Origin of the sequence: Pseudomonas inefficax, assembly GCF_900277125.1 — a bacterium.
Classification (GTDB): Bacteria; Pseudomonadota; Gammaproteobacteria; order Pseudomonadales; family Pseudomonadaceae; genus Aquipseudomonas; species Aquipseudomonas inefficax.
Window position 1 is genome coordinate 1 of the sequence record NZ_OPYN01000221.1, and the last position, 23,827, is coordinate 23,827.

Below are 23,827 nucleotides of genomic sequence, written 5' to 3' on the forward strand. Positions count from 1 at the left end.
GCGCATTATAAGGGGATTCGGAGGGGCGTCAACCTTTAATTTCATATATTCGAAATATTCCAGGCGAAGACACTATCAAGGCCGCCAGGTGACCGCCACAACACATTCTGCGCCTGAGAGATCGAGCGCCGCCCGCGCGGCGCTTCGCAGCACAAGGCTGCTCCTACATCTGTTTCGGGCCAATCATTCCTGCGCCATTGGCGCGCGTACCCTAGGTGTATGGCTGGAGATTGCTGAAGAGCAGCAGGCGCAACCTTCGATATTTGAATGGGACAGACAAGGCGGTCGCGCGCGCCAGGCACAGGAGAGACTGGCCCGAAACAGATGTAGGAGCAGCCTTGTGCTGCGAAGCGCCGCGCGGGCGGCGCTCGATCTCACAGGCGCCAGAGAACCTAAGACAGGCACCTCTCAAAGCCAATGCCATCCCAAGACAGCCCCCTAGCAGCCCCACCCACTCTCAAACCGCCCGCCCCTGCCTCCGCCCAACCTTGGGCAGCACCCGCGAAACCGCCGGAACCCGCAACACCATCAACACCACCCCAATACCCGCATAGATCGCCCACTCCCGCAGATCCGAACGCACGATCCACAAGAAATGCAACAACCCCAACCCGAGCACGGCATACACCAACCGGTGCAGCTTCTTCCAACGCGCTCCCAACCGCCGCTGGCTATACCGATTCGAGGTAACCGCGAACACCAGCAACCCAAGAAACCCCAGCGCCCCCACAATAATGTAGGGCCGCTTGCGCAACTCCACCGCCAGCTGTCCCCAATCCAGCCCAAGGATAAAGAACAGATAAGCCAGGATGTGCAGCACGATATAGGCAAACACCCACAACCCCAGCTGCCGCCGGACCACGATCCAGCCCGACCACCCCGTCAGCTTCTGCAGCGGCGTCATACCCAAAGTAACCAGCAGGAAGGTCAGCGCGCCGAGCCCGAGACGATCCATCATGATCTTCCCGGGATCAGGCCCCAGCAGACTCATCGCCGCCTCATACAACCACCACGCCGGGAACAGGCACCCCACGATGAAGATGGCCAGACGAAACCATGGGTGACGCATCAATAGTTCTTCCGTAGATCGAGCCCGGCATACAGCGACGCCACTTCATCGGCATAGCCATTGAACATCTGGGTTTCGCGCACATTGGGACTGAACAGCCCGCTGGGCAGCCGCCGCTCACGCGCCTGGCTCCAACGCGGGTGGTCGACCGTCGGGTTCACGTTGGCATAAAACCCATACTCATCCGGTGCCAGCCCTTCCCAGGTGGTACCGGGGCGTTCGGCAACCAGGCTGATACGCACGATCGACTTGATGCTCTTGAAACCATACTTCCACGGCACCACCAGCCGTAACGGCGCGCCATTCTGGTTGGGCAGCTCGCGGCCATACATACCCACCGCCAGGATCGCCAACGGATGCATAGCCTCATCCAGGCGCAAGCCTTCTCTATAAGGCCAGTCGATCAGGGCGAAACCCGAACGCTGCCCTGGCATGTGCTCTGGGTCTTTCAGGGTTTCGAAGCGCACATAATGCGCCTTGGACGTCGGCTCGACCTGCTTGAGCACCTGCGCCAAGGGGAAGCCCAGCCACGGAATGACCATCGACCAAGCCTCCACGCAACGCAGCCGGTAGATGCGCTCCTCAAGTTGGTACGGCTTGACGAAGTCTTCCAGTGCATAGCGCCCGGGCTTACCTACCTCGCCATCGATCACAACACTCCACGGCTCGGTTTTCAGGCTGTCGCCATTGGCTGCCGGGTCGCCCTTGTCGGGCCCGAACTCATAGAAGTTGTTGTAGTGGGTGGCATCCTTGAACGGTGTGATTGCTTCACCCGTGACCGTTACCGCCTGCCATCGGGCGGCCGCAAGCTTTTCATTGAACCAGCCAGGCGCCTTGCCCGCCTCGACATCGGCGTAACGGCTGGCTTCAGCTGCACGCGCCATGCCCGGCAAGGCGCCCAGGGCCAAGCCAGCCAACGAGCCACCCAGCAGAGTACGACGGGAGAGGTAGATACCTTCGGGGGTGATCTCCGATGCCTTGCACTCGGAAGACCTGGGTAGCTTGATGAGCATGAGCGGCTCCACAGCACTGGATAACGGATGTACCAGTAAGACTATGGAGCCGGCGGGTTATTCCAGCATTAAATGATTGTCACGCTTTACGACGGCGCGACTTCAGCAGGAACTGGATCGGCCCCGAAGCCGCATAGGCGAGGAAGATCAGCAGCAGGATGCGGGGCGGGTCGCTGAACACCACGGCAAACACCAGCACCACGGCCAGGATCGCCACGAACGGCACACGGCCCTTGAGGTCCAGCTCCTTGAAGCTGTTGTACTTGATATTGCTGACCATCAACATGCCGGCAGCGGCCACCAGCAGCGCCACCAGGAACGACAGCTTGGAGCCCTGGATGCCGTAGTCGCTGAACGCCCACACGGTACCAGCGACCACGCCCGCAGCAGCCGGGCTGGCCAGGCCGATGAAGTAGCGCTTGTCGGCGGTGCCGACCTGGGTATTGAAACGTGCCAGGCGCAGTGCTGCACCGGCCACATAGATGAAGGCGACCATCCAGCCGACCTTGCCCATGTCGCCAAGCGCCCAGCCAAAGGCGAGCAAAGCCGGAGCCACACCGAAGGCAACCATGTCCGACAGCGAGTCGTACTCGGCACCAAAGGCGCTTTGGGTGTTGGTCATACGCGCGACACGGCCATCGAGGCCGTCGAGCACCATGGCCACGAAGATGGCGATGGCGGCGAAGGCAAAGTATTTGCTCGCCTCGCGCGGGTCACCGGCACTCAGGGCGCTCTGCGCGCTCATCGAGCTGATGATGGAATAGAAACCGGCAAACAGGTTGGCGGTGGTAAACAGGTTGGGCAGCAGGTAGATGCCACGGTGGCGCACCTTGCGCCCTTCGGCGTCATGCCCTTCTTCAACGTGCTCATCGACAGGTAGCAGGCTTTCGGCGTCGGAGGGCTTGTTCGGCTCTTCGGGACGTTCGCTCATGGAGGGTACCTTGCAACAGGATGGAAAATGTTCGACACGGGCCTGCAAAACAGGTTCTGACGGCAGGCCACTGGTCTGCTTTATACCAGAAGCTGACTGTCAGAACGAAAAAACGCGGCCAAAGCCGCGTTTTTCATCTTTCGATAAGACTCAGTTCTTGGTCTTGTCGACGATTTTGTTAGCCGAAATCCACGGCATCATCGAGCGCAGTTGCTCGCCGATGATTTCGATGCCGTGAGCGGCGTTGTTGCGGCGCTTGGCAGTCATCGATGGGTAGTTGGTAGCACCTTCGGAGATGAACATCTTCGCGTACTCGCCGTCCTGGATGCGCTTCAGGGCGTTGCGCATGGCCTTGCGGGATTCTTCGTTGATGACTTCCGGACCGGTTACGTACTCACCGTACTCGGCGTTGTTGGAGATCGAGTAGTTCATGTTGGCGATGCCGCCTTCGTACATGAGGTCAACGATCAGCTTCAGCTCGTGCAGGCACTCGAAGTAAGCCATTTCCGGCGCGTAGCCAGCTTCGACCAGAGTTTCGAAACCGGCCTTGACCAGCTCGACGGTACCGCCGCACAGAACGGCCTGCTCACCGAACAGGTCGGTTTCGGTTTCGTCCTTGAAGGTGGTTTCGATGATACCGGTACGGCCGCCGCCTACGCCCGAAGCGTAAGACAGTGCAACGTTCTTGGCATTGCCCGAAGCGTCCTGGTAGATGGCGATCAGGTCAGGGATACCTCCGCCTTTGACGAACTCGGAGCGCACGGTGTGGCCAGGTGCTTTCGGCGCGATCATGATCACGTCGAGGTCGGCACGCGGAACGACCTGGTTGTAGTGGATCGCGAAGCCGTGGGAGAAGGCCAGGGTAGCGCCCTTCTTGATGTTCGGCTCGATTTCCTGCTTGTACAGCTGGCCCTGGAACTCGTCCGGGGTCAGGATCATGACCAGGTCGGCAGCAGCGACGGCAGAGGCAACGTCGGTCACTTTCAGGCCGTGGGCTTCTGCCTTGGCAACGGTGGCCGAACCTTTACGCAGACCGATGGTGACATCTACACCGGAGTCCTTCAGGTTGCACGCCTGAGCGTGGCCCTGGGAACCGTAACCGATGATGGCGACTTTCTTACCCTGGATGATGGAAAGGTCGCAGTCTTTATCGTAGAAAACTTTCATGAAAATACCCCTGGTTATATCTCGGCCCCTGCGGAGCCATCGCTAATTTTTGAATTTAGATGCTGAGCACTTTGTCGCCACGGGCAATGCCGGTAACGCCGCTGCGCACGGTTTCGAGAATCGATGCGGTGCCGATCGCCTGGATGAAGCTGTCCAGTTTATCGCTGGTGCCGCTCAGCTGTACGGTGTACACGCTGGCGGTCACATCGACGATCTGGCCACGGAAGATATCCGTGGTGCGCTTGATCTCGGCGCGCTGGGCACCGGTGGCCTTGACCTTGACCAGCATCAGTTCACGCTCGATGTGAGCGCTTTCCGACAGGTCGACGAGCTTGACCACTTCGACCAGCTTGTTCAGGTTCTTGGTGATCTGTTCGATCACTTCGTCATGGCCAACGGTGGTCAGCGTCAGACGCGACAGGGTCGGGTCTTCGGTCGGCGCCACGGTCAGGCTTTCAATGTTGTAGTTACGCTGGGAGAACAGGCCGACCACGCGGGACAACGCACCTGGTTCGTTTTCCAGCAGCAGGGAGATGATGTGCCGCATATCAGGTACGCTCCGTCTTGCTCAGCCACATGTCACGCATCGAGCCATCCTTGATCTGCATCGGATAGACGTGCTCACTGCGGTCAACCGCGATGTCGATGAACACCAGGCGGTCCTTCATCGCGAACGCTTCTTCCAGCTTCGGCTTGAGGTCCTTCAGGCTGGTGATGCGGATACCCACATGGCCATAGGCCTCGGCCAGCTTGATGAAGTCAGGCAGCGACTCGACATACGAGTGCGAGTGACGACCGTTGTAGGCCATGTCCTGCCACTGGCGGACCATGCCCAGCACACCGTTGTTCAGGTTGACGATCTTCACCGGCAGGCCGTACTGCATGCAGGTGGACAGCTCCTGGATGTTCATCTGGATGCTGCCTTCGCCGGTCACACAGGCCACGTCCTGGTCCGGGAAGTTGAGCTTGACGCCCATCGCCGCCGGGAAGCCGAAGCCCATGGTGCCCAGGCCACCGGAGTTGATCCAGCGGTTCGGCTTGTTGAAGCGGTAGTACTGCGCAGCGAACATCTGGTGCTGGCCAACGTCGGAGGTGACGAAGGCATCGCCATTGGTCACTTCGCACAGGGTCTCGATGACTTTCTGCGGTTTGATGACATTGCCGTCGCCCTTGTCGTAGGGGAACAGCTCGCCATCGCCACGCCATTCGTCGATCTGCTTCCACCAGGCATCCAGCGCCGCCTTGTCAGGCTGCTCGCCGATTTCCTTGAGGATGCCGAGCATTTCGCTGAGCACGCTGTCGACCGGGCCGACAATCGGCACGTCGGCCTTGATCATCTTGGAGATCGACGCCGGGTCGATGTCGATGTGGATGATCTTGGCGTTCGGGCAGAACTTGGCCGGGCCGTTGACCACGCGGTCGTCAAAGCGAGCACCGACGGCGAAGATGACGTCGGCATTGTGCATGGCCATGTTGGCAGTGAAGCTGCCGTGCATGCCCAGCATGCCGAGGAACTGGCGGTCGGTACCCGGGAAGCCACCCAGCCCCATCAGGGTATTGGTGACCGGCAGGTTCAACGATTTGGCGATTTCGGTCAGGGCTTCGGAGCCACCACCGAGGATCACGCCGCCACCGGAGTAGACGATCGGGCGCTTGGCCGCCAGCAGCATCTCGGCTGCCTTGCGGATCTGGCCGGAGTGGCCGCGTACCGCCGGGCTGTAGGAGCGCAGCTTGACCTTTTTCGGGTAGACGTATTCGAACTTCTCGGCCGGGTTGGTCATATCTTTTGGAATGTCGACCACGACCGGGCCTGGGCGACCGGATTGCGCCAGGTAGAATGCTTTTTTCAAGACTTCGGGGATTTCGCTGGCATGCTTGATCATGAAGCTGTGCTTCACGATCGGCCGCGAAATACCGATCATGTCAGTTTCCTGGAAGGCATCGGTACCCACCATGGTGCTAGGCACCTGGCCGGACAGGATGACCATCGGAATCGAGTCCATGTAGGCGGTGGCAATACCGGTAATGGCATTGGTCGCGCCCGGGCCGGAGGTTACCAGCACCACGCCGGCCTTGCCGGTGGCGCGGGCGTAGCCGTCCGCCATATGGGTAGCTGCCTGCTCATGACGAACCAGGATGTGCTCGACTTCCGGTTCCTTGAACAGCGCGTCGTAAACATGCAGGAGAGCACCACCAGGGTACCCGTAGATGTGCTTAACGCCTTCGTCACGCAAGAAGCGGACGACCATCTCAGCGCCAGATAAAAGCTCCACGTTGTTCACCTCTAAAACGCCAGAATACCGTCCTCACTGGACGGGTCTTAATAGGTTTACTGCCAAGCAGAGCATGAGCGAACGTCAGCACTGACTGAGCAAGTATTGGGAGCGCCCCAGAGTGTTGCGGGGTTTTCCCACCCAGCGCGAGGTAACGCGTTGCGGGGTGTAACAGGTCGGCGCGGGTGTGCGCCTCATGATCTGCTTAGCGGGTCTGCTTCTGGCAGTCCCTCTACAGCGGAGATTGGATTCTTCTGATTCGGGGCCAACAAGTCAAGAAAAATTATTGCCAATTTTTCCCCAAGATGAATTCCTGCCACCACTAAAAATCGCTTCAGCAGCAGAATAAATAAGATTTCCACAAAAAAGGGCCACAATCTGCGGCCCTTGAAGGAAAAACTGAAGAAATCAGGCGGAAGGAGCAATCAATTGATCAAATGCTGCCAACAGGCGGCGTAGCTCGCGACTTTGCTCTGGCCGGTCGGTAAACACGGTTTCGGCCATGACCAGGATGCCAGAGGCGTTGGGCAGCGGGTGGCCCAGCTCGATGATGATCTTCATGCGCGGCAGGAAGATCCATTGCAGCCACTGCTCGAAACTGAGGGTATCGACAGCGAAAGGCACAGCACTGGCCAGTGCCTCGTCGCTTGGCGGCTCGTCATCCCACCAGCCTTGCACCTGCAGCTCACGCTCGATCAGCAGCAGATGGTCGGCAATATCCAGAATGCGCTGCTCGATCATCACGAATTGACCCGTGCCTTTTGCCGGGCCAGGGCGGCACCAGCGCTGTCACCCTGCTTCTCGCGGGCCTGGGCGATGGTGTTCCACAGTTCGGCCTGCAGGCTCGGGCGGCCATTGGCGTAAGTCAGGGCACGACGCGCCAACTGCTCGGCCTGCGGCGCATCACCTTGCGACAGGCGCACCTGGGCCAGGCGGTACAGCACCTGCGGCTCGCGTGGGGCAATGCGCTGGGCACGCTCCAGGCTCGAGGCGGCACCGTTGAAGTCACCACTGCCCTGCTGGGTCTTCGCAGTGGTCAGCAGCGCCAGCACCGGGCCGTCCAGCTGCTCGTCGGCCGACAGGCCACCTGCAGCGGCGCTGCTACGCGGAATGCCAGTTGGCGCGCTGGTGCTCTGCGGGGCGCTGTTCATCGCCGCGATGTCGAAGGGTTCGTCGGCGATCGGGTTGGGGTTGGTGGTCATAGGTGCCGAACTGACCGGTTCGGTGGTAATCGGTCCTGGAGTGATCGGCCCCGGGGTAATCGGCGAGGTGCTGATCGGCGCCGCGCCATTTGCCGCCGGGAACGTCTGAATGCTCGAAGCGCCCGCGCCCTGCGGGATCATCACGGTGACGCCCGAGTCCTCAGGCAGCGTTTGTGCCTGCGCGGTGCCCGCGTTATAGCCACCGGCAGAGCGGTTGGCCGTCACGCGTTCACTGTTGGACACGCGGGTGCTCGAGTCGACCACCGGAATATTGCCGCGCGGGACGCTGGCGCACCCCTGGAGCACAGCCAGCGCCGTCACGGCAGGAAACAGCCACTTGTTCACGTCACACCTCATCAATGCAGCCTGTGCTTAATTCATCCAGCCCTTGACCCAGTCCATGACCGATTCAACTGGATCCTGCTCGCCGCCACAGGCCGCGCCGGCGGGCGGTTCACTCCCGCGAATATACGGCATCTGCACCGCTCCCGGACAGCTGCCATCAGACCCGTGGCCACTGTATGGGTCGATCCAGGCCTGCACCACGTTGTCCGGTTGCGGCATGTCCAGCGGCAGCGGGTCGGCCTTTTTCATGAAGCTGGTCCACACCTGCAGGGCACCGGTAGCACCGGTAAATGGCGTCTTGCCGTTATCGTCGCGGCCCATCCATACCACGGCCAGCAGGTCCTGACTGAAGCCGGAGAACCAGCTGTCACGCGAATCGTTACTGGTACCGGTCTTGCCCGCCAGGGTGAGATTGCGCGGCAACGTGTTGTACACCGAGCGGCCGGTACCTTCGCGCATCACCCGCTGCATGGCGTTCTGCACCAGGTAGATAGCCCCCGGGTCGAACGTTTGCTGGATCTGGAACGGGTAGCGCTTGAGCGGCTCGCCCTCGGCGGTCAGCACGCTGCGGATACCGCGCATCGGGGTGTTGAAGCCGCCATTGGCGATGGTCTGGTACATGGTCGCGACCTGCATCGGCGACATGCCACCGGCACCCAGCAGCATGGCCGGGAAGGCTGGCCAGTCGACATTCACACCCAGCCGGCCAATGGTCTTGATCACATTGGGCACGCCCACATCCAGGCCGATCTTGGCAGTCGACAGGTTGTAGGAGTTGGCCAGCCCCTGGTACAGGTAGATGGTGCCGTGCGGGCGGCGGTCGTAGTTTTGTGGGCGCCAGACCTGGCCGTCGGCACCTTTTACCGAGAACGGTTCGTCCTGCACCAGGCTGGTCAGGGTGTACCTGGTCGGCTGCTCCAGCGCGGTCAGGTACACCGCTGGCTTGACCAGCGAGCCGATCGGCCGCACGGCATCGATCGCGCGGTTGAACCCGGCGAAGCCGGCCTGGCGGCTGCCGATCAGTGCCTGCACCTCACCGGTTTCCGGGTTGGTCACGACCATCGCCGACTCAACCTCGTCCGCCCCCTTGCGGCCCGCCAGGCGCTTGAAGGTCTCGCTCATCGAGGTTTCGGCCTTCATCTGCAGGATCGGGTCAAAGCTGGTGAAGATGCGCAGGCCTTCTTCGGTCAAGTCTTCATCGCGGTAGTCCTGGCGCAGCTGACGCTTGACCAGGTCGAGGAACGCCGGGAACGAGCTGTCGGCCAGGCTGCCGCGCTTGGTCACGCCCAGCGGCATCTTCTTCGCTGCATCGACTTCTGCCTGGCTGGCCACGCCCTGCTCGGCCACCAGGTCGAGTACCAGGTTGCGGCGGGCCAGGGCGCGGTCGGGGTAGCGACGCGGGTTGTAGTAGGACGGCCCCTTGACCATGCCCACCAGCAAGGCGATCTGGTGCAATTTCAGCTCCGACAGCGGTTGGCTGAAGAAGAACTGGCTGGCGAGGCCGAAGCCGTGCACCGCACGCTGGCCATCCTGGCCGACAAACACTTCGTTCAGGTAGGCCTCGAGGATCTCGCGCTTGTCGTAGTGCAATTCCAGCAGCACGGCCATCATCGCCTCGGTCAGCTTGCGGCTGAGGCTGCGCTCGCTGGTTAGGTAGAAGTTCTTCACCAACTGCTGGGTCAGGGTACTGCCACCCTGGCGCATGGAACCTGCCGAGGTGTTGACCCACATGGCCCGGGCGATGGACTTCGGAGACACCCCGAAGTGGCTATAGAAGTCGCGGTCTTCCGTCGCCACCAGGGTTTCGAGCAGATACGGCGGCACCTGGTCGATCTTGATCAGGATGCGGTCTTCGAGGTTTTTCGGATAGATGCCGCCGATCATCAGCGGCTCCAAGCGCACTACGTCGAGCGTCTTGCCGTTGGCGCCGGAAAGGCCCGCCACGTAATCGCCGGAGAAGCGCACACGCACGAACTGCGCCGGCTCCATGCCCTCGTAGAACTGGAAGCCACGGGTATTGAGCTCGACGGTATTGCCGTTGACTGCCGCCGCGCCCGGGCCGTTGGCCGCGCTTTCACGCCGGTAGCCAAGCGCATCCAGCTCGGTGAGGAAGTCGTTCTTGCTCAGCTTCTGGCCGGTGAACAGCTCCAGCGGCCGGGCATACACCTTGGCGGGAATGGTCCAGCGCTTGCCGGAAAACTTTTCCTGGACGACGGCATCGAGGTAAACCGCGAAGCCAGCGACGATCACCAGGCCGACCAGGCTGAGCTTCAAAGCCCAGCCCAGCCAGGCGCGGGAGCGGCCGGTCGGGCGTTTCTGAGGGGTACGGGGATTTCGGGTTCGGGTCATGGCGGCGGATTATACGCACTTTATAAAGGCTGGGCAGACGCCCCCGGCGGTAGGCAGGGACGGCACCATTGACCATAATGGCGCATTCGAATTCCCTGCCCCCGGAAGGATTTCCCGTGAGCCAAGCCCTTATCACTGCGTTGCAGAACCCAGCCCTGTACCCTCACCCCGTGGATGGGTTCCAGCTCATCGAGACGCATATCTCCTGGGTCCTGCTCACCGGCGAGTATGCCTACAAGATCAAAAAACCGATGAACTTCGGCTTCCTCGACTTCACCGGCCTGGACCAGCGCCAGCATTTCTGTAACGAAGAATTGCGCCTGAACCAGCGCCTGACCGACGGCCTGTACCTGGAAGTGCTGCCGATCACCGGTAGCGTCGACGCGCCGCAGATCGGTGGTGAAGGCGAAGCCATTGAATACGTGCTGAAGATGCGCCAGTTCCCCCAGGGGCAGATGCTCAACACCCTGCAGGCCAACGGCGAACTGAACGCCGCGCACATCGACCAGATGGCCCGGCAGATCGCCGAGTTCCACCTGCAGGCTCCACGCGTGCCGGTGGAGCACCCGCTGGGCACGCCGGACAGCGTGATGGCACCGGTGGAGCAGAACTTCGAGCAGATTCGCCCGTTCCTCAGCGACAAGGCCGACCTGCAACAACTCGACGCCCTGCAGGCCTGGGCACGCAGCAGCTTCGAGCGCCTGCATGGCCTGCTGGAAAAGCGCAAGGCCAACGGTTTCATCCGTGAATGCCACGGTGACATCCACCTGGGCAACGCCACCCTGATCGACGGCAAGGTGGTGATCTTCGACTGCATCGAGTTCAACGAACCGTTCCGCCTGACCGACGTTTACGCCGATACCGGCTTCCTCGCCATGGACCTGGAAGACCGCGGCCTTAAATGCCTGGCCCGCCGTTTCATCAGCCAGTATCTGGAACTGACCGGCGACTACGAAGGCCTGGAACTGCTCAACTTCTACAAAGCCTACCGAGCGCTGGTACGGGCCAAGGTGGCGCTGTTCAGCATGCCGGCCGATGCCGATGGCGTGCAGCGCGCCACCACCCTGCGCACCTACCGCAACTATGCCAACCTGGCAGAAAGCTACAGCGCCATCCCGTCGCGCCTGCTGGCCATTACCCACGGTGTTTCGGCAGTGGGCAAAAGCCACGTGGCCATGCGAATGGTCGAGGCGCTGGGCGCCGTCCGCGTGCGTTCGGATGTGGAGCGCAAACGCCTGTTCGGCGAACAGCAGCAGGCTGACGCTGGCTTGCTGAGTAGCGGCATCTATGACCAGGACGCCAGTGTCGCGACCTACCAGCGCCTGCACGAGGTGGCGGCAACCGTGCTGCGGGCCGGCTTCCCGGTGGTGCTGGATGCCACCTACCTCAAGCGCGATCAGCGCCAGGCCGCGGCGAACATCGCCAGCCAGACCGGCGTGCCGTTCCTGATCCTCGACTGCCACGCGCCGGATGCTGTCATCGCCAGCTGGCTGGAGCAGCGCCGGGCAGAAAACACCGACCCGTCGGATGCCACCCTGGAAGTGGTCAAGGCCCAGCAGGCCAGCCGTGAGCCACTGGATGCACAGGAGCTGGTGCAGAGCACCCGCGTCGATACCCAGAGTGCCGGGAGCATGGACCAGGTGATCGAGCAGATTCGCCAGCGCTTGCCTGGGCTGTAAGTTCAGAGTTTTCCTGGGCTGGCCTCTTCGCGGGCTTGCCCGCTCCCACAGGTACAGCGCAGTCCTTGAAGCTGCGCCTCACCTGTGGGAGCGGGCAAGCCCGCGAAGAGGCCAGTGCAGGACATCTCGTCGCCCCCCATGGCAAAAGGCCGCGCATTTCCCATCCCCCGCTACACTCCTCTCTGACCTGCTCGCGATTTATCCCCCAATCCCCGTTCAGCCATCGCAAGGAGGCTCGATGAACGATGAATTGCAGCATCTGAAGAACCTTGGCAAGACCTCTGCGCAGTGGCTGCATGCAGCCGGCATCCACAGTGCATCGGATCTGCGCCGCCTGGGCGCGGTGGGTGCTTACCAGGCCGTGAAGACACGAGGGTTCCGCGCATCGAAGGTGCTGTTGTATGCCATTGAAGGCGCCCTGCTGGACATGCACTGGAACGATTTGCCGCTAGAGCGCAAAGAAGCGCTCAATCAACAACTGGATGCGAAAAGCCCTGCGCAAAAAAATCAGAAATAATCCCGAGAAGGGGATTGACGCAGAAATGAGAATCGTTATGATTATCACGACTGGTCGCGAGACTGGTTGGATAAGCTAAGAGCCCCTGGTTCGGACTCTCAGATTATCTCCTCATCAGGCTAATCACGGTTATTGACCCGGCAATTTGCCGGGTTTTTTTTGCCTTTTTTCAGCCCTGTCACCGCAGTTGCGCGCAATAGTCCTGCTCCGGCATAGCGGCCGTGTACCACACAAAATCAGCCTCGCCTGCATCGACCTGCTCACCGACCTCGGCCAGCAGCAGTACCTTGCTCTCCCCCTGCGCGTTCAGGTCAGCCAAGTGCAACGGCACACCCAGATCCTTGCGCACGTGATAAGCCCCGGCCAGCAGCAGTGCCGGCTGCGGCGCCGCCAGCAAGCGCTCGGCCATGCGCCGGTCGCGCTGCTGCTGCACGGCCAGCATTGCCGGCAACCGGCTTTCTGGCAGCATCCCGCAATGCCCGGCACGCACATGCTCCAGCAAGGCGGCCTTCACCTTCGGCGCATTGGACCGTTCGCCCGGTAACGAAACCGGCTGCCGATAGGCCTGGCGCATCTCGCCGGGCGACAGGTTGGCGGCCAGCAAAGGTACTCGCTGCTGCAAAGCCTCGGTCACAATTGGCCCGTACAACTGCCAATCCCAGCCATCCTGCCAGGCCAGGGCCTGGGCCAGGTCTGCCGGCAAAGGTTGCCCGGCGAGCTTGTCCAGCAGCGGTTGCTGTTCAGGCTGCAGCATTTCCAGCAGCAGGCTGCCCTGCACACGTTGGCGTTGCAGGGCGCGTAGCAGCCATAACTGCAGTGCGTGATGGTCAGGATTGTCGTGTTTCTCGCCGACCAGCACCCTGGGGGCGGTAGACAGGCGCTGTACCAGTTGCTCAGGGCTGATCAACTGGCCATCGGCGAGATCGACGATATGCCCCAGCTCGGCATGGCTGCGCCCCTCACTGCTCTGCCTGCCGGGCAGCGGTGGCAGGCTGGCCTGGCAGCCACCCAGTACCAGCACCAGGCACAGCGAGAAAGCGGACAGCAGCGGATGTCGCATGGGCAGTACCTCCATGTCACTCAACAATGTATAGGCCTGCACCGGCTCTTGTGGGAGCGGCCTTGTGTCGCGAAAGGGCTGCGGAGCAGCCCCAGCAATTTGTGCATCACTGCTGAAAATCCGGGGCCGCTTTGCGGCCCTTTCGCGACACAAGGCCGCTCCCACAAAAATCGCGCACGCCTCGGCGTCTTGAATCCTCACATCAACGGGTGATGATCAGCGGATGCCCACGCTCCGGGTGCGCCTGTACCAGTACATCGATCCCGTAAACCGCCTTCAACGCCGCCGGCGTCAGCACGGCTTCAGGTGCGGCAAAGGCATGGCAGTGCCCCTGTTCCAGCAGCAGGATACGGTCACAGTAGCGCGCCGCCAGGTTCAGGTCATGCAGGATCACCAGCACTGCAGCGCCACGCTCGGCAAAGCGGCGCACGGCTTCCAGGGTGGTGTGCTGGTGCAGCGGGTCGAGCATCGAGGTTGGCTCGTCGAGCAGCAGCGTGGTACCCGCCTCGCCCGGCCATAGCTGCGCCAGCACTCGCGCCAGGTGCACGCGTTGCCGCTCGCCGCCAGACAACGCCAGGTAACTGCGCTCCACCAGGTGCCAGGCATCCGCCGCCCGCAAGGCCGCTTCGACGATTTCCGCATCGCGCCGCTGCCCGGTGCCATGAGGCATGCGCCCCATGCCCACCACTTCCTCGACCCGGAACGAGAACCCCAGGCTGGACACCTGCGGCAACACCGCCAGACGCCTGGCCCGTTCCTGTCCGGCCCAGTCGGCCAGCGGCCTGCCCTGTAGCGTCACCTGCCCTCGATCGGGTACCAGTTCACCACACAGTACACCCAGCAGGCTGCTCTTGCCGGCACCGTTGGGGCCGAGCACGCCCACCACCAGCCCTGGGCTCAGCTGCAGATGAATGCCGTGCAGCACTTCGTTGCTGCCTCGCCGCAAGTACAGCCCCTCGGCTTGCAACATCAGCTGCGTCCTCGTATCAGCAGGAACAGGAAAAACGGCGCACCGATAAAAGCCGTGACGATGCCAATCGGCAGCTCTGCAGGCGCCAGCAACAGCCGCGCCGCCAAATCGGCGAACAGCATCAGCACGCCGCCCGCCAACAAGGAAGCTGGCAGCACCACCCGGTGATCAGGCCCGGCCAGCAAGCGCACCAGGTGCGGCACCACCAGCCCGATGAAGCCGATCAGCCCCGCTGCCGCTACCGCCGCCCCCACACCCAGCGCCGTGCAGAACACCAGCTCGCGCTTAAGCCGCTCCACATCGATACCCAAGTGACGCGCTTCCGACTCCCCCAGCAGCATGGCATTCAACGCCTTGGCCCGACGTGGCAGCCATACCGCCACGCCCGCAGCCACCACCAGCAATGGCCACAGCCGCTGGTAACTGGCGCCATTGAGGCTGCCCAGGTTCCAGAAGGTCAGCGTGCGCAACGTGGCGTCGTCGGCCAGGTAGGAGAACAGCCCCACGGCAGCACCGCCCAACGCGGTCATGGCCACACCGGCCAGCAGCATCGTGGCGACGTTGGTCTGGCCATCACGCCGGCCCAGGCGATATACCAGCGCAGTCACCCCCAACCCGCCGATGAAAGCACACAGCGACAACAGGTAAGGGGCAAGCATATCCGGCAAACCGCCCAGCCAACTGCCGCCAACGATGGCCACTGCCGCGCCCACCGCCGCTCCGGCCGCAACCCCTACCAGCCCGGGGTCGGCCAGCGGATTACGGAACAGCCCCTGCATGGCCACACCGGACAACGCCAGCACCGCGCCCACCGCCAGCCCCAGCAAGGTGCGCGGCAGGCGAATCTGGCCGAGGATCATCTCGGCCTGCTGCAGGCCATCAGCGGCAATGGGCAGCCCCAGCAGGCGCAGGCCGGCACGCAGGGTATCGAACAGCGGCAGGCTGACTGGCCCCAAGGCCAATGACAACCACACCGCCAACAGGCACAACAGGCTCAGGCAAACGAACAGCGTGCGTGGCCGGACCCGCTGCTTCATTGGGCGAGACTGGCCTTGGCAGCCGGGTAGAAGGTGGCTGTCAGGGCCTGCAGGGTTGCCGGCAAGCGTGGCCCGAGCCCGCCGACCAGCAGCGTTGCATCAAGCGATACCAGGCGCTTCTCGCGTACGGCGCGCGAGGCGGCCAGCGCAGGGTTTTCTTTCAGCAACGCCTGCAGAGCCTGCTCATCGGCCAGAGCCCGGTCGGAAAACACGATCACATCCGGGTCCAGAGCCGCTAGTGCTTCGCTGGAGAAATTCTTGTAGCCCTGATGTTCTGCCAGGTTGCGCCCACCTGCCCGGCTCAGCAGCCAATCACCGGCGGTGCCCTGCCCAGCAATCAGCGGCTTGGCGCCGGCATGCCCGACCAGCAGCAATACCCCTGGCGCCTTTTGCCCGGCCTGGGCCTGCCTGACCTTGGCTTGCATGGCATCGAGCTGCTGGTGGTAGCCCGACGCCAACACGGCGGCCTGCTGCTCTGCGCCCAACAATTGCCCCAAGTGCTTGAGGTTTTCATCCACCGCCGCCAGCTCGGCCTTGCTGGAGAACAGCTCGACCCGCACGCCAGCCTTGCGGATTTGCGCCAGTACCGGTGGCGGCCCCATTTCCTCGGTGCCCACCAGCACATCCGGGCGCAGGCTGAGAATGCCTTCCGCAGACAGCTGCCGCTGGTAGCCGACACTGGGCAGTGATTTCAGCGATGGCGGATGCTGGCTGGTAGTGTCCACACCCACCAACCGCGCTTCACCACCCAGCGCGCTGATCCATTCGCTCAGTGCACCACCAGCACTGACCCAACGCTGCGGCAGCTCGGCCGCCAGGGCCTGGGTAGAGAGCACAAGGCTCGCGCACAGGGCGAGCAAGGCGACGGGACGGCGCATCATCGGGTTCCTTCTGCAGGCGGGCCGCGCGCCTTGTGGCGAGCGACGGAACTGCGCACCATAGGCAGCCGGGCGCAGCGAATGCGGGCAATTTGATAATTATTCGCATTGAAGCGTCAAGCCAACACTTGTTTCACGAGTCGTCCTTGCCATGCACTTCCTTTGTACCTCCCACGGTCTGACCGAAGGCCAAAGCCGCGCCTTCAGCGTAGACGGCATCGAACTGTTCGGCGTGCGCCGCCAAGGCCGAGTGTATCTCTACCGCAACCGTTGCCCGCACCGCGGCATCCCGCTGAACTGGGCGGAAGATGCATTTCTCGATGACAGCGCCAGCCTGATCCACTGCGCCCATCATGGCGCGCTGTTCCTGATCGAAAACGGCGAATGCGTGGCCGGGCCGTGCGAGGGCGAACAACTGCAGGCCCTAGGCTGCCACGAGGACAGCCAGGGCATCTGGTTCAAGGGGTAAGTAGCACCGGCAGGCGGCGGTCGATGACGATACCTTCGGCGTCCAGGCGTGTGCCGTAGGCCAGCACCTCCACCCCTTCCGCCACCGCCGCGCGCAGGGCCTGGGCATAGGCCGCATCGATCTCCTCGGCCGGGCGCACCGCGTCGATGCCGGTCAGGTTCACGCAATACAGCTGTACCGCCCGCACGCCCTGCCTGGCCAGCTTCGCCAGCTCGCGCAGGTGCTTGGCACCGCGCTGGGTCACCGCATCAGGGAAGGCCGCAACCGTGCTGCCTGGGTAGCCCAGGGTCACGCTCTTGACCTCGACATAGGCCGGGGCACCGTCGAACTCCAGGCGAAAGTCGATGCGGCTGCCTTCCTCGCCGTAGGCCACTTCACGCCTTAGAGCACTGAAGCCGGCTAGTTCGGCGATGATGCCGGCACGCAGGGCCTCTTCAACCAGCGTATTGGCCCGCCCGGTGTTCACACAGGCCAGCCGCCCCTGCGGAGTTTCGCTGATTTCCCAGGTGCCCGGCAGCTTGCGCTTGGGGTCGTTGGAGCGGCTGAACCACACCTGCCCGCCTTCACGCATGCAGTTGAGCATGGAGCCGGTGTTCGGGCAGTGGATGGTCAGTTGTTCGCCGCCGGTCAGTTCGATATCCGCCAGAAAGCGTTTGTAGCGGCGCAGCAGGCGGCCTTGTTCGAGTGGGGGATGGAACTGCATCAGCCTTGCCAACTCCGCAGGCCACGAGCAATCCGCTGCACCGCCTCTTCCAGGCGTGGCAGGCTCTGGGTGTAGGCAAAGCGCACATGGTGGCCGGCCAGGTGACGGCCGAAGTCCAGCCCCGGGGTGAAGGCCAGGTGTTCGGTCTCCAGGAAGTGCCGGCAGAAGGCGAATGCGTCACCGCCAAAGGCACTGATGTCGGCATACAGGTAGAACGCGCCCTGAGGCTCGACAGCAATGCGGAAGCCCAGTTCGCGCAGGGCGGGCAACAGGTAGTCGCGGCGGCGGGCGAATTCGGCGCGGCGCTCCTCGAAAATGGCCAGGGTTTCGGGCTGGAAACACGCCAGCGCGGCATGCTGGGCCATGCTTGGCGCACTGATGTACAGGTTTTGTGCCAGCTTCTCCAGGTCGGCAACCGCGCCAGGAGGCGCCACCAACCAGCCAAGGCGCCAACCGGTCATGCCGAAATACTTGGAAAAACTATTCAGCACGAATGCCGAGTCGTCCACTTCCAGCACGCTGGGCGCGTCCATGCCATAGGTCAGCCCGTGGTAGATCTCGTCCACCACCAGGTGGCCATGCCGTTCGCGGGTGGCGCGGGACAGGCCGGCCAGCTCGTCACGACCCAGCACGGTGCCAGTCGGGTTGGCCGGCGAGGCGACCAGGGCACCGACCGTGTCCTTGTCCCAGTAGCGGTCGACAAGGTCGGCGGTCAGCTGGTAATTCACCTCCGGGCCCACCGGCACCAGCTGCGCCCCGCCCTCGACCAGGCGCAGGAAGTGACGGTTGCACGGGTAGCCTGGGTCGGCCAGCAGCCAGTGCTTGCCTGGGTCGACCAGCAGGCTGCTGGCCAGCAGCAGCGCACCGGAGCCGCCCGGAGTGATGAGAATCCGCTCAGGGTCGATACTCAGGCCATAACGCTGGCCGTAGAAACCGGCGATGGCTTCGCGCAGCGCCGGCAGGCCGCGTGCGGCGGTGTAGCGGGTGTGCCCGGCAGCCAGTGCTGCCTGGCCGGCGGCAACGATGGGCGCGGCCGTGGTGAAGTCCGGCTCGCCGATTTCCAGGTGGATCACGTCGTGTCCGGCCGCCTGCAACTCGTTGGCCCGGGCCAGCAGCGCCATGACGTGGAAGGGTTCGATGGCGCGGCTGCGCGCACTGTAGGTGTGGGCCATGACCTTCTCTCAATTGGGTCTAAACTGGAGATTCTACCTCTGCACGCCACCGAACGTGCGGCTCGCGCCGCTGTCAATTACCAGGATCGGGCGGGGTAGCGCACCCCCGATCTATCTGGTAAGTTCGGCGGCTCGCAGTCGCAGGGCCGGCGGGTGCCGGAGATGGAGCAGCCTGCGCATTGGATCAGATGAGTGAGAGGCGGTCTATTCATGTCCACCGTAGAAAAGCAAAAAGCCCAGACCATGTACGGTGTCGAGCCCTACGTAGAAACCAAGGGTGAAGAGTACATGGGCGAGCCCATGAAAAAGCACTTCACCAAGCTTCTCGGCGCCTGGAAGCAAGAGCTGATGAACAGTGTCGACCGCACTGTGGACCACATGAAGGACGAGGCAGCCAACTTCCCCGACCCGGCCGACCGCGCCAGCCAGGAAGAAGAATTCGCCCTGGAGCTGCGCAACCGCGATCGCGAGCGCAAGCTGATCAAGAAAATCGACAAGACCCTCGACAAGATCAAGGCCGACGAATACGGCTGGTGCGAATCGTGCGGCATCGAGATCGGCCTGCGCCGCCTGGAGGCGCGCCCTACCGCCGACCTGTGCTTCGATTGCAAGGAAATCGCCGAGAAAAAGGAAAAGACAGTCGGCAAAGGCTGATCTTTCTTTCCACCTGAACGGGGCGCATCATGCGCCCCGTTTCATTTTATATGCCCAGCCTGAACATGACCGACTCAAGCTACATCGGGCGTTTCGCCCCCACCCCCAGCGGCTTCCTGCACTTCGGCTCGCTGGTCGCCGCCCTCGCCTCCTGGCTCGATGCCCGCGCGGTGAACGGCCGCTGGCTGCTGCGCATGGAAGACACCGATCCGCCTCGGGAAATGCCCGGTGCACGCGATGCCATCCTGCAGACCCTGGAGCGCTACGGCCTGGAGTGGGACGGCGAAGTGGTGTTCCAGAGCCAGCGGCACGATGCCTATGCTGCAGTCGTCGACCGCCTGTTCAACATGGGCCTGGCCTACGCCTGCACCTGCTCGCGCAAGCAGCTTGAGGGTTACCACGGCGTCTACCCTGGCCTTTGCCGCAATGCCGGGCATGCGCGTGAAGGCGCTGCGATCCGCCTGCGCGTGCCGGAACTGATCTACCGCTTTACCGACCGGGTGCAGGGCGAGTTCCAGCAGCACCTGGGGCGTGAAGTAGGCGACTTCGTCATCCAGCGTCGCGACGGGCTGTATGCCTACCAGCTGGCGGTGGTGCTGGACGATGCCTGGCAAGGTGTTACCGACATCGTGCGTGGCGCCGACCTGCTCGACAACACCCCGCGCCAGCTGTACATGCAAGAACTGCTGGGCTTCTCGCAGCCGCGTTACCTGCATATCCCGTTGATCGTGCAGCCGGACGGGCACAAGTTGGGCAAGTCGTACCGCTCGCCGCCGTTGCAGGCGGACCAGGCGACACCGCTGTTGCTGCGGGCGCTGCGAGCGTTGGGGCAGGAGGCAGACCCTCAGTTGCTGCTGGCAACGCCGGCTGAGGTGCTGGCGGTAGCTCGCAAGCAGTGGAAGCCCGAGGCGATTGCGCAGCGGACCACGGTGCCAGAGGCTGATTTGCGCTGAGGCATTACCGGCCATATCGCCGGCAAGCCAGCTCCCACAGGTACAGGGGAGCGTTCAGATCCTGTGGCGATCCTGTGGGAGCTGGCTTGCCGGCGATAGGGCCAGAACAGGCAACCCACCCCGCAAAAAACAAAAGCCCAATAAATTCAACCTCTTGGCGAACACCATGGATTCCCGCTAGCATCCCCCCAGCCATTTGCGCCAATAATAAGTCCAAGCCCGCAGCGCCCAACCATCGAGGCCAGCATGTACATCTATCGTTTGGTCCTGCTTCTGGTCGTGGGGATCTACCTGTTCTCCCCGGCCATCATGGACTGGTGGATCGAACCGACCGGAGCCTGGTATCGCCCTTACCTGCTCTGGCTGATCCTGATCGTCGTCACCTTCATCCTGCAGAGCCAACGAGATGCCGATGAGCTTTAGCCTGACCCAGATGATCCTGATCAGCGCCGCGTACCTCATGGTGCTGTTCGGCGTGGCCTGGATCAGCGAGCGGGGGTTGATTCCGCGCTCGATCATTCGCCACCCGCTCACCTACACCCTGTCGCTGGGCGTGTACGCCAGTGCCTGGGCCTTCTATGGCTCGGTGGGCCTGGCCTACCAGTACGGCTACGGCTTCCTAGCCTGTTACCTGGGGGTGTCCGGCGCGTTCCTGCTGGCGCCGGTGCTGCTCTACCCGATCCTCAAGATCACCCGCACCTACCAGCTGTCATCGCTGGCGGACCTGCTGGCATTCCGCTTCCGCAGTACCTGGGCCGGCGCGCTGACCACCATTTTCATGCTGATTGGCGTGCTGCCCTTGCTGGCCCTGCAGATCCAGGCCGTGGCCGACTCGATAAGCATCCTCACCGGTGAGCCGGTCAAGGCGCGGGTCGCCTTCGCCTTCTGTACGCTGATCATCCTGTTCACCATCTTCTTCGGCTCGCGGCACATCGCCACACGCGAAAAACACGAAGGGCTGGTATTCGCCATCGCCTTCGAGTCGGTGATAAAGCTGCTTGCCCTGGGCGGTATCGGCCTGTACGCCCTGTATGGCGTGTTCGGCGGCCCGCACGAACTGGAAGTGTGGCTGCTGCAGAACCAGACCGCCCTGGCCGCTCTGCATACGCCGCTGCAGGAAGGCCCATGGCGCACCCTGCTGCTGGTGTTCTTCGCCTCGGCCATCGTCATGCCGCACATGTACCACATGGCCTTCACCGAAAACCTCAACCCGCGCTCGCTGGTCAGCGCCAGCTGGGGCCTGCCGCTGTTCCTGCTGCTGATGAGCCTGGCAGTGCCGCTGGTGCTGTGGGCCGGCCTGCGCCTGGGCGCCACCACCAACCCCGAGTACTTCACCCTGGGCCTGGGGCTTGCCGCCAACAACCAGGCACTGGCGCTGTTGGCCTACATCGGCGGCTTGTCGGCCGCCAGCGGGCTGATCATCGTCACCACCCTGGCGCTGTCGGGCATGGCCCTGAACCACCTGGTGCTGCCGCTGTACCAGCCGCCGGCCGAAGGCAACATCTACCGCTGGCTGAAGTGGACGCGCCGCGCGCTGATCGTCGCCATCATCACCGCCGGGTTCATGTTCTACCTGACCCAGAACAACCACCAGAGCCTGGCCAACCTGGGCATCGTCGCCTTCGTGGCCACATTGCAGTTCCTCCCGGGCGTGCTGTCGGTGCTGTACTGGCCGACTGCCAACCGCCGTGGCTTCATCGCCGGCCTGCTGGCGGGCACCCTGGTGTGGATGGTGACCATGCTGCTGCCACTGCTGGGCAACCTGCAGGGCTTCTACATCCCGCTGCTGGACATGATCTACGTGCTGGACGACACCAGCTGGCACATGGCGGCCATCGCCTCGCTGGCGGCTAACGTGCTGCTGTTCACCCTGATCTCGCTGTTCACCAACGCCAGTACCGAAGAAGTAAGCGCCGCCGAAGCCTGCGCGGTGGACAACGTGCGCCGCCCGCAACGCCGCGAGCTGCACGCGGCCTCGCCACAGGAGTTCGCCACCCAGCTGGCCAAACCGCTGGGCGCCAAGGCTGCACAGAAGGAAGTGGAACAGGCCCTGCGTGACCTCTACCTGCCTTTCGACGAGCGCCGCCCCTACGCCTTGCGTCGGCTGCGCGACCGCATCGAGGCCAACCTGTCCGGCCTGATGGGGCCGAGCGTGGCCCAGGACATGGTCGAGACCTTCCTGCCGTACAAGTCCGGTAACGAAAACTACGTGACCGAGGACATCCACTTCATCGAAAGCCGCCTGGAAGACTACCACTCGCGCCTGACTGGCCTGGCCGCCGAGCTCGACGCCCTGCGCCGCTACCACCGCCAGACCCTGCAGGAGCTGCCCATGGGCGTCTGCTCGCTGGCCAAGGACCAGGAAATCCTGATGTGGAACAAGGCCATGGAAGAGCTCACCGGCATCGCCGCCAAGCACGTGGTCGGCTCACGCCTGGTTACCATCAGCGAACCTTGGCGCGGCCTGCTGCAAGGTTTCATCAATGTGCCCGACGAGCACCTGCACAAGCAGCGCCTGGCGCTGGACGGCCAGCCGCGCTGGCTGAACCTGCACAAGGCGGCCATCGACGAGCCTCTGGCCCCGGGTAACAGCGGCCTGGTGTTGCTGGTAGAGGACCTTACCGAAACCCAGGCGCTGGAAGACAAGCTGGTGCACTCCGAACGCCTGGCCAGCATCGGCCGCCTGGCCGCCGGGGTGGCCCACGAGATCGGCAACCCGATCACCGGCATCGCCTGCCTGGCGCAGAACCTGCGCGAGGAGCGTGAGGGCGATGGCGAAATCATCGAGCTGTCCAGCCAGATTCTCGAACAGACCAAGCGGGTATCACGTATCGTCCAGTCGCTGATGAGCTTCGCCCATGCCGGCGGCAGCCACCAGAACAGCGAAGAGCCGGTATGCCTGGCCGAAGTGGCGCAGGATGCCATCGGTCTGCTGGCGTTGAACCGGCGCAATTTCGAAGTACAGTTCTTCAACCTCTGCGACCCGGAGCACTGGGCCGAAGGGGACCCGCAGCGCCTGGCCCAGGTGCTGATCAACCTGCTCTCCAACGCCCGCGACGCATCAAAGCCTGGCAGCGCCGTGCGCGTGCGCAGCGAAGTCAGCGAGCACACCGTCGACCTGATCGTCGAGGATGAGGGCAGCGGGATCCCGAAGAGCATCATGGACCGCCTGTTCGAACCCTTCTTCACCACCAAGGACCCGGGCGAAGGAACCGGACTGGGGCTCGCTCTGGTCTATTCCATCGTGGAAGAGCATTATGGGCAAATCACCATCGACAGCCCGGCCGATATCGAACGGCAACGTGGCACCCGGATCCGCGTGACCCTGCCCCGGCATGTCGTAGCGACGTCCCCTGAAATTCGAGACCGTCGAGAGAATTGAATCA

22 protein-coding genes are annotated in these 23,827 nt (G+C 63.0%); 7 read left to right on the forward strand and 15 right to left on the reverse strand.

The features are described from left to right. Window positions 1-457: 457 nt before the first annotated feature. The 9 genes from msrQ to mrcB all read right to left on the reverse strand — a co-directional run bounded on the left by msrQ (window position 458) and on the right by mrcB (window position 10,349). Window positions 458-1,069 carry a protein-methionine-sulfoxide reductase heme-binding subunit MsrQ gene (msrQ, locus tag JV551A3_RS27115; protein ID WP_133975500.1) on the reverse strand — a complete coding sequence of 204 codons (612 nt, stop codon included), beginning with the start codon at window positions 1,067-1,069 and terminating at the stop codon, window positions 458-460. After that, window positions 1,069-2,082 carry a protein-methionine-sulfoxide reductase catalytic subunit MsrP gene (msrP, locus tag JV551A3_RS27120; protein WP_133975502.1) on the reverse strand — a complete coding sequence of 338 codons (1,014 nt, stop codon included), beginning with the start codon at window positions 2,080-2,082 and terminating at the stop codon, window positions 1,069-1,071. Before msrP ends, msrQ begins: the two co-directional genes overlap by 1 nt. A gap of 79 nt (window positions 2,083-2,161) precedes the next feature. Next, complete coding sequence (gene pssA, locus JV551A3_RS27125) at window positions 2,162-3,013, reverse strand: CDP-diacylglycerol--serine O-phosphatidyltransferase (RefSeq protein WP_009685387.1); 852 nt, start codon at window positions 3,011-3,013, stop codon at window positions 2,162-2,164. Between the two features lie 150 nt (window positions 3,014-3,163). Continuing rightward, the gene (gene ilvC, locus JV551A3_RS27130) at window positions 3,164-4,180 is read right to left on the reverse strand and encodes a ketol-acid reductoisomerase (RefSeq protein ID WP_054885606.1); all 1,017 of its coding nucleotides are present in this window, start codon (window positions 4,178-4,180) and stop codon (window positions 3,164-3,166) included. 55 nt (window positions 4,181-4,235) lie between these two features. Next, entirely contained in the window at window positions 4,236-4,727 is a 492-nt protein-coding gene (gene ilvN / locus JV551A3_RS27135; protein ID WP_003250040.1) for an acetolactate synthase small subunit, read from the reverse strand. 1 nt (window position 4,728) lies between these two features. Beyond that, on the reverse strand, window positions 4,729-6,453 hold the full coding sequence (locus JV551A3_RS27140; RefSeq protein ID WP_133975504.1) for an acetolactate synthase 3 large subunit: 1,725 nt from the start codon (window positions 6,451-6,453) through the stop codon (window positions 4,729-4,731). A gap of 408 nt (window positions 6,454-6,861) precedes the next feature. Further along, window positions 6,862-7,194 (reverse strand): YqcC family protein, encoded by a 333-nt coding sequence (locus JV551A3_RS27145; RefSeq protein ID WP_112250065.1) that lies wholly within the window; start codon window positions 7,192-7,194, stop codon window positions 6,862-6,864. After that, the gene (locus JV551A3_RS27150) at window positions 7,194-8,012 is read right to left on the reverse strand and encodes a tetratricopeptide repeat protein (RefSeq protein WP_133975506.1); all 819 of its coding nucleotides are present in this window, start codon (window positions 8,010-8,012) and stop codon (window positions 7,194-7,196) included. Before JV551A3_RS27150 ends, JV551A3_RS27145 begins: the two co-directional genes overlap by 1 nt. A gap of 15 nt (window positions 8,013-8,027) precedes the next feature. Then, complete coding sequence (gene mrcB, locus JV551A3_RS27155) at window positions 8,028-10,349, reverse strand: penicillin-binding protein 1B (protein WP_112250061.1); 2,322 nt, start codon at window positions 10,347-10,349, stop codon at window positions 8,028-8,030. 116 nt (window positions 10,350-10,465) lie between these two features. On the opposite strand from mrcB, the gene JV551A3_RS27160 reads away from it, so the two are divergent. Beyond that, entirely contained in the window at window positions 10,466-12,028 is a 1,563-nt protein-coding gene (locus JV551A3_RS27160; protein WP_133975508.1) for a bifunctional aminoglycoside phosphotransferase/ATP-binding protein, read from the forward strand. A gap of 238 nt (window positions 12,029-12,266) precedes the next feature. Continuing rightward, window positions 12,267-12,545, forward strand: a complete 279-nt coding sequence (locus JV551A3_RS27165; protein ID WP_013974260.1) for a TfoX/Sxy family protein — start codon at window positions 12,267-12,269, stop codon at window positions 12,543-12,545. A gap of 178 nt (window positions 12,546-12,723) precedes the next feature. Here the strand turns inward: JV551A3_RS27165 and JV551A3_RS27170 are convergent, their stop codons facing one another. The 4 genes from JV551A3_RS27170 to JV551A3_RS27185 all read right to left on the reverse strand — a co-directional run bounded on the left by JV551A3_RS27170 (window position 12,724) and on the right by JV551A3_RS27185 (window position 16,493). Then, window positions 12,724-13,605 (reverse strand): ChaN family lipoprotein, encoded by an 882-nt coding sequence (locus JV551A3_RS27170; protein WP_133975510.1) that lies wholly within the window; start codon window positions 13,603-13,605, stop codon window positions 12,724-12,726. A 202-nt stretch (window positions 13,606-13,807) separates the two neighbouring features. Continuing rightward, window positions 13,808-14,575 (reverse strand): heme ABC transporter ATP-binding protein, encoded by a 768-nt coding sequence (locus JV551A3_RS27175; RefSeq protein ID WP_133975512.1) that lies wholly within the window; start codon window positions 14,573-14,575, stop codon window positions 13,808-13,810. Beyond that, window positions 14,575-15,558, reverse strand: coding sequence for a FecCD family ABC transporter permease (locus JV551A3_RS27180; protein WP_166674309.1), 984 nt, complete (start codon window positions 15,556-15,558; stop codon window positions 14,575-14,577). Before JV551A3_RS27180 ends, JV551A3_RS27175 begins: the two co-directional genes overlap by 1 nt. 50 nt (window positions 15,559-15,608) lie before the next feature. Then, window positions 15,609-16,493 carry a heme/hemin ABC transporter substrate-binding protein gene (locus JV551A3_RS27185; protein ID WP_133975516.1) on the reverse strand — a complete coding sequence of 295 codons (885 nt, stop codon included), beginning with the start codon at window positions 16,491-16,493 and terminating at the stop codon, window positions 15,609-15,611. 148 nt (window positions 16,494-16,641) lie between these two features. Here JV551A3_RS27185 and JV551A3_RS27190 point away from each other — a divergent pair, with 148 nt between their 5' ends. Further along, a complete protein-coding gene (locus JV551A3_RS27190; protein ID WP_133975518.1) occupies window positions 16,642-16,959 on the forward strand; it encodes a Rieske (2Fe-2S) protein in 318 nt (105 codons plus the stop codon). On the opposite strand, the gene sfsA is transcribed toward JV551A3_RS27190, so the two are convergent. Both sfsA and JV551A3_RS27200 read right to left on the reverse strand, forming a co-directional pair. Then, entirely contained in the window at window positions 16,949-17,662 is a 714-nt protein-coding gene (gene sfsA, locus JV551A3_RS27195) for a DNA/RNA nuclease SfsA (protein ID WP_133975520.1), read from the reverse strand. The two genes, JV551A3_RS27190 and sfsA, sit on opposite strands and share 11 nt — an antisense overlap. Next, complete coding sequence (locus tag JV551A3_RS27200; RefSeq protein WP_133975522.1) at window positions 17,662-18,834, reverse strand: pyridoxal phosphate-dependent aminotransferase; 1,173 nt, start codon at window positions 18,832-18,834, stop codon at window positions 17,662-17,664. The genes sfsA and JV551A3_RS27200 overlap by 1 nt, the downstream gene beginning before the upstream one ends. Before the next feature lie 210 nt (window positions 18,835-19,044). On the opposite strand from JV551A3_RS27200, the gene dksA reads away from it, so the two are divergent. The 4 genes from dksA (at window position 19,045) to JV551A3_RS27220 (ending at window position 23,823) form a co-directional block, all read left to right on the forward strand. Beyond that, window positions 19,045-19,488: an RNA polymerase-binding protein DksA gene (gene dksA, locus JV551A3_RS27205; protein WP_025340685.1), complete on the forward strand. Its 444-nt coding sequence runs from the start codon at window positions 19,045-19,047 to the stop codon at window positions 19,486-19,488. A gap of 65 nt (window positions 19,489-19,553) precedes the next feature. Continuing rightward, on the forward strand, window positions 19,554-20,441 hold the full coding sequence (gene gluQRS / locus JV551A3_RS27210) for a tRNA glutamyl-Q(34) synthetase GluQRS (RefSeq protein WP_133979300.1): 888 nt from the start codon (window positions 19,554-19,556) through the stop codon (window positions 20,439-20,441). Between the two features lie 246 nt (window positions 20,442-20,687). Then, complete coding sequence (locus JV551A3_RS27215; RefSeq protein WP_003250005.1) at window positions 20,688-20,864, forward strand: hypothetical protein; 177 nt, start codon at window positions 20,688-20,690, stop codon at window positions 20,862-20,864. Continuing rightward, complete coding sequence (locus JV551A3_RS27220; protein ID WP_166674308.1) at window positions 20,848-23,823, forward strand: sensor histidine kinase; 2,976 nt, start codon at window positions 20,848-20,850, stop codon at window positions 23,821-23,823. Before JV551A3_RS27215 ends, JV551A3_RS27220 begins: the two co-directional genes overlap by 17 nt. The last annotated feature ends 4 nt before the right edge of the window (window positions 23,824-23,827 follow it).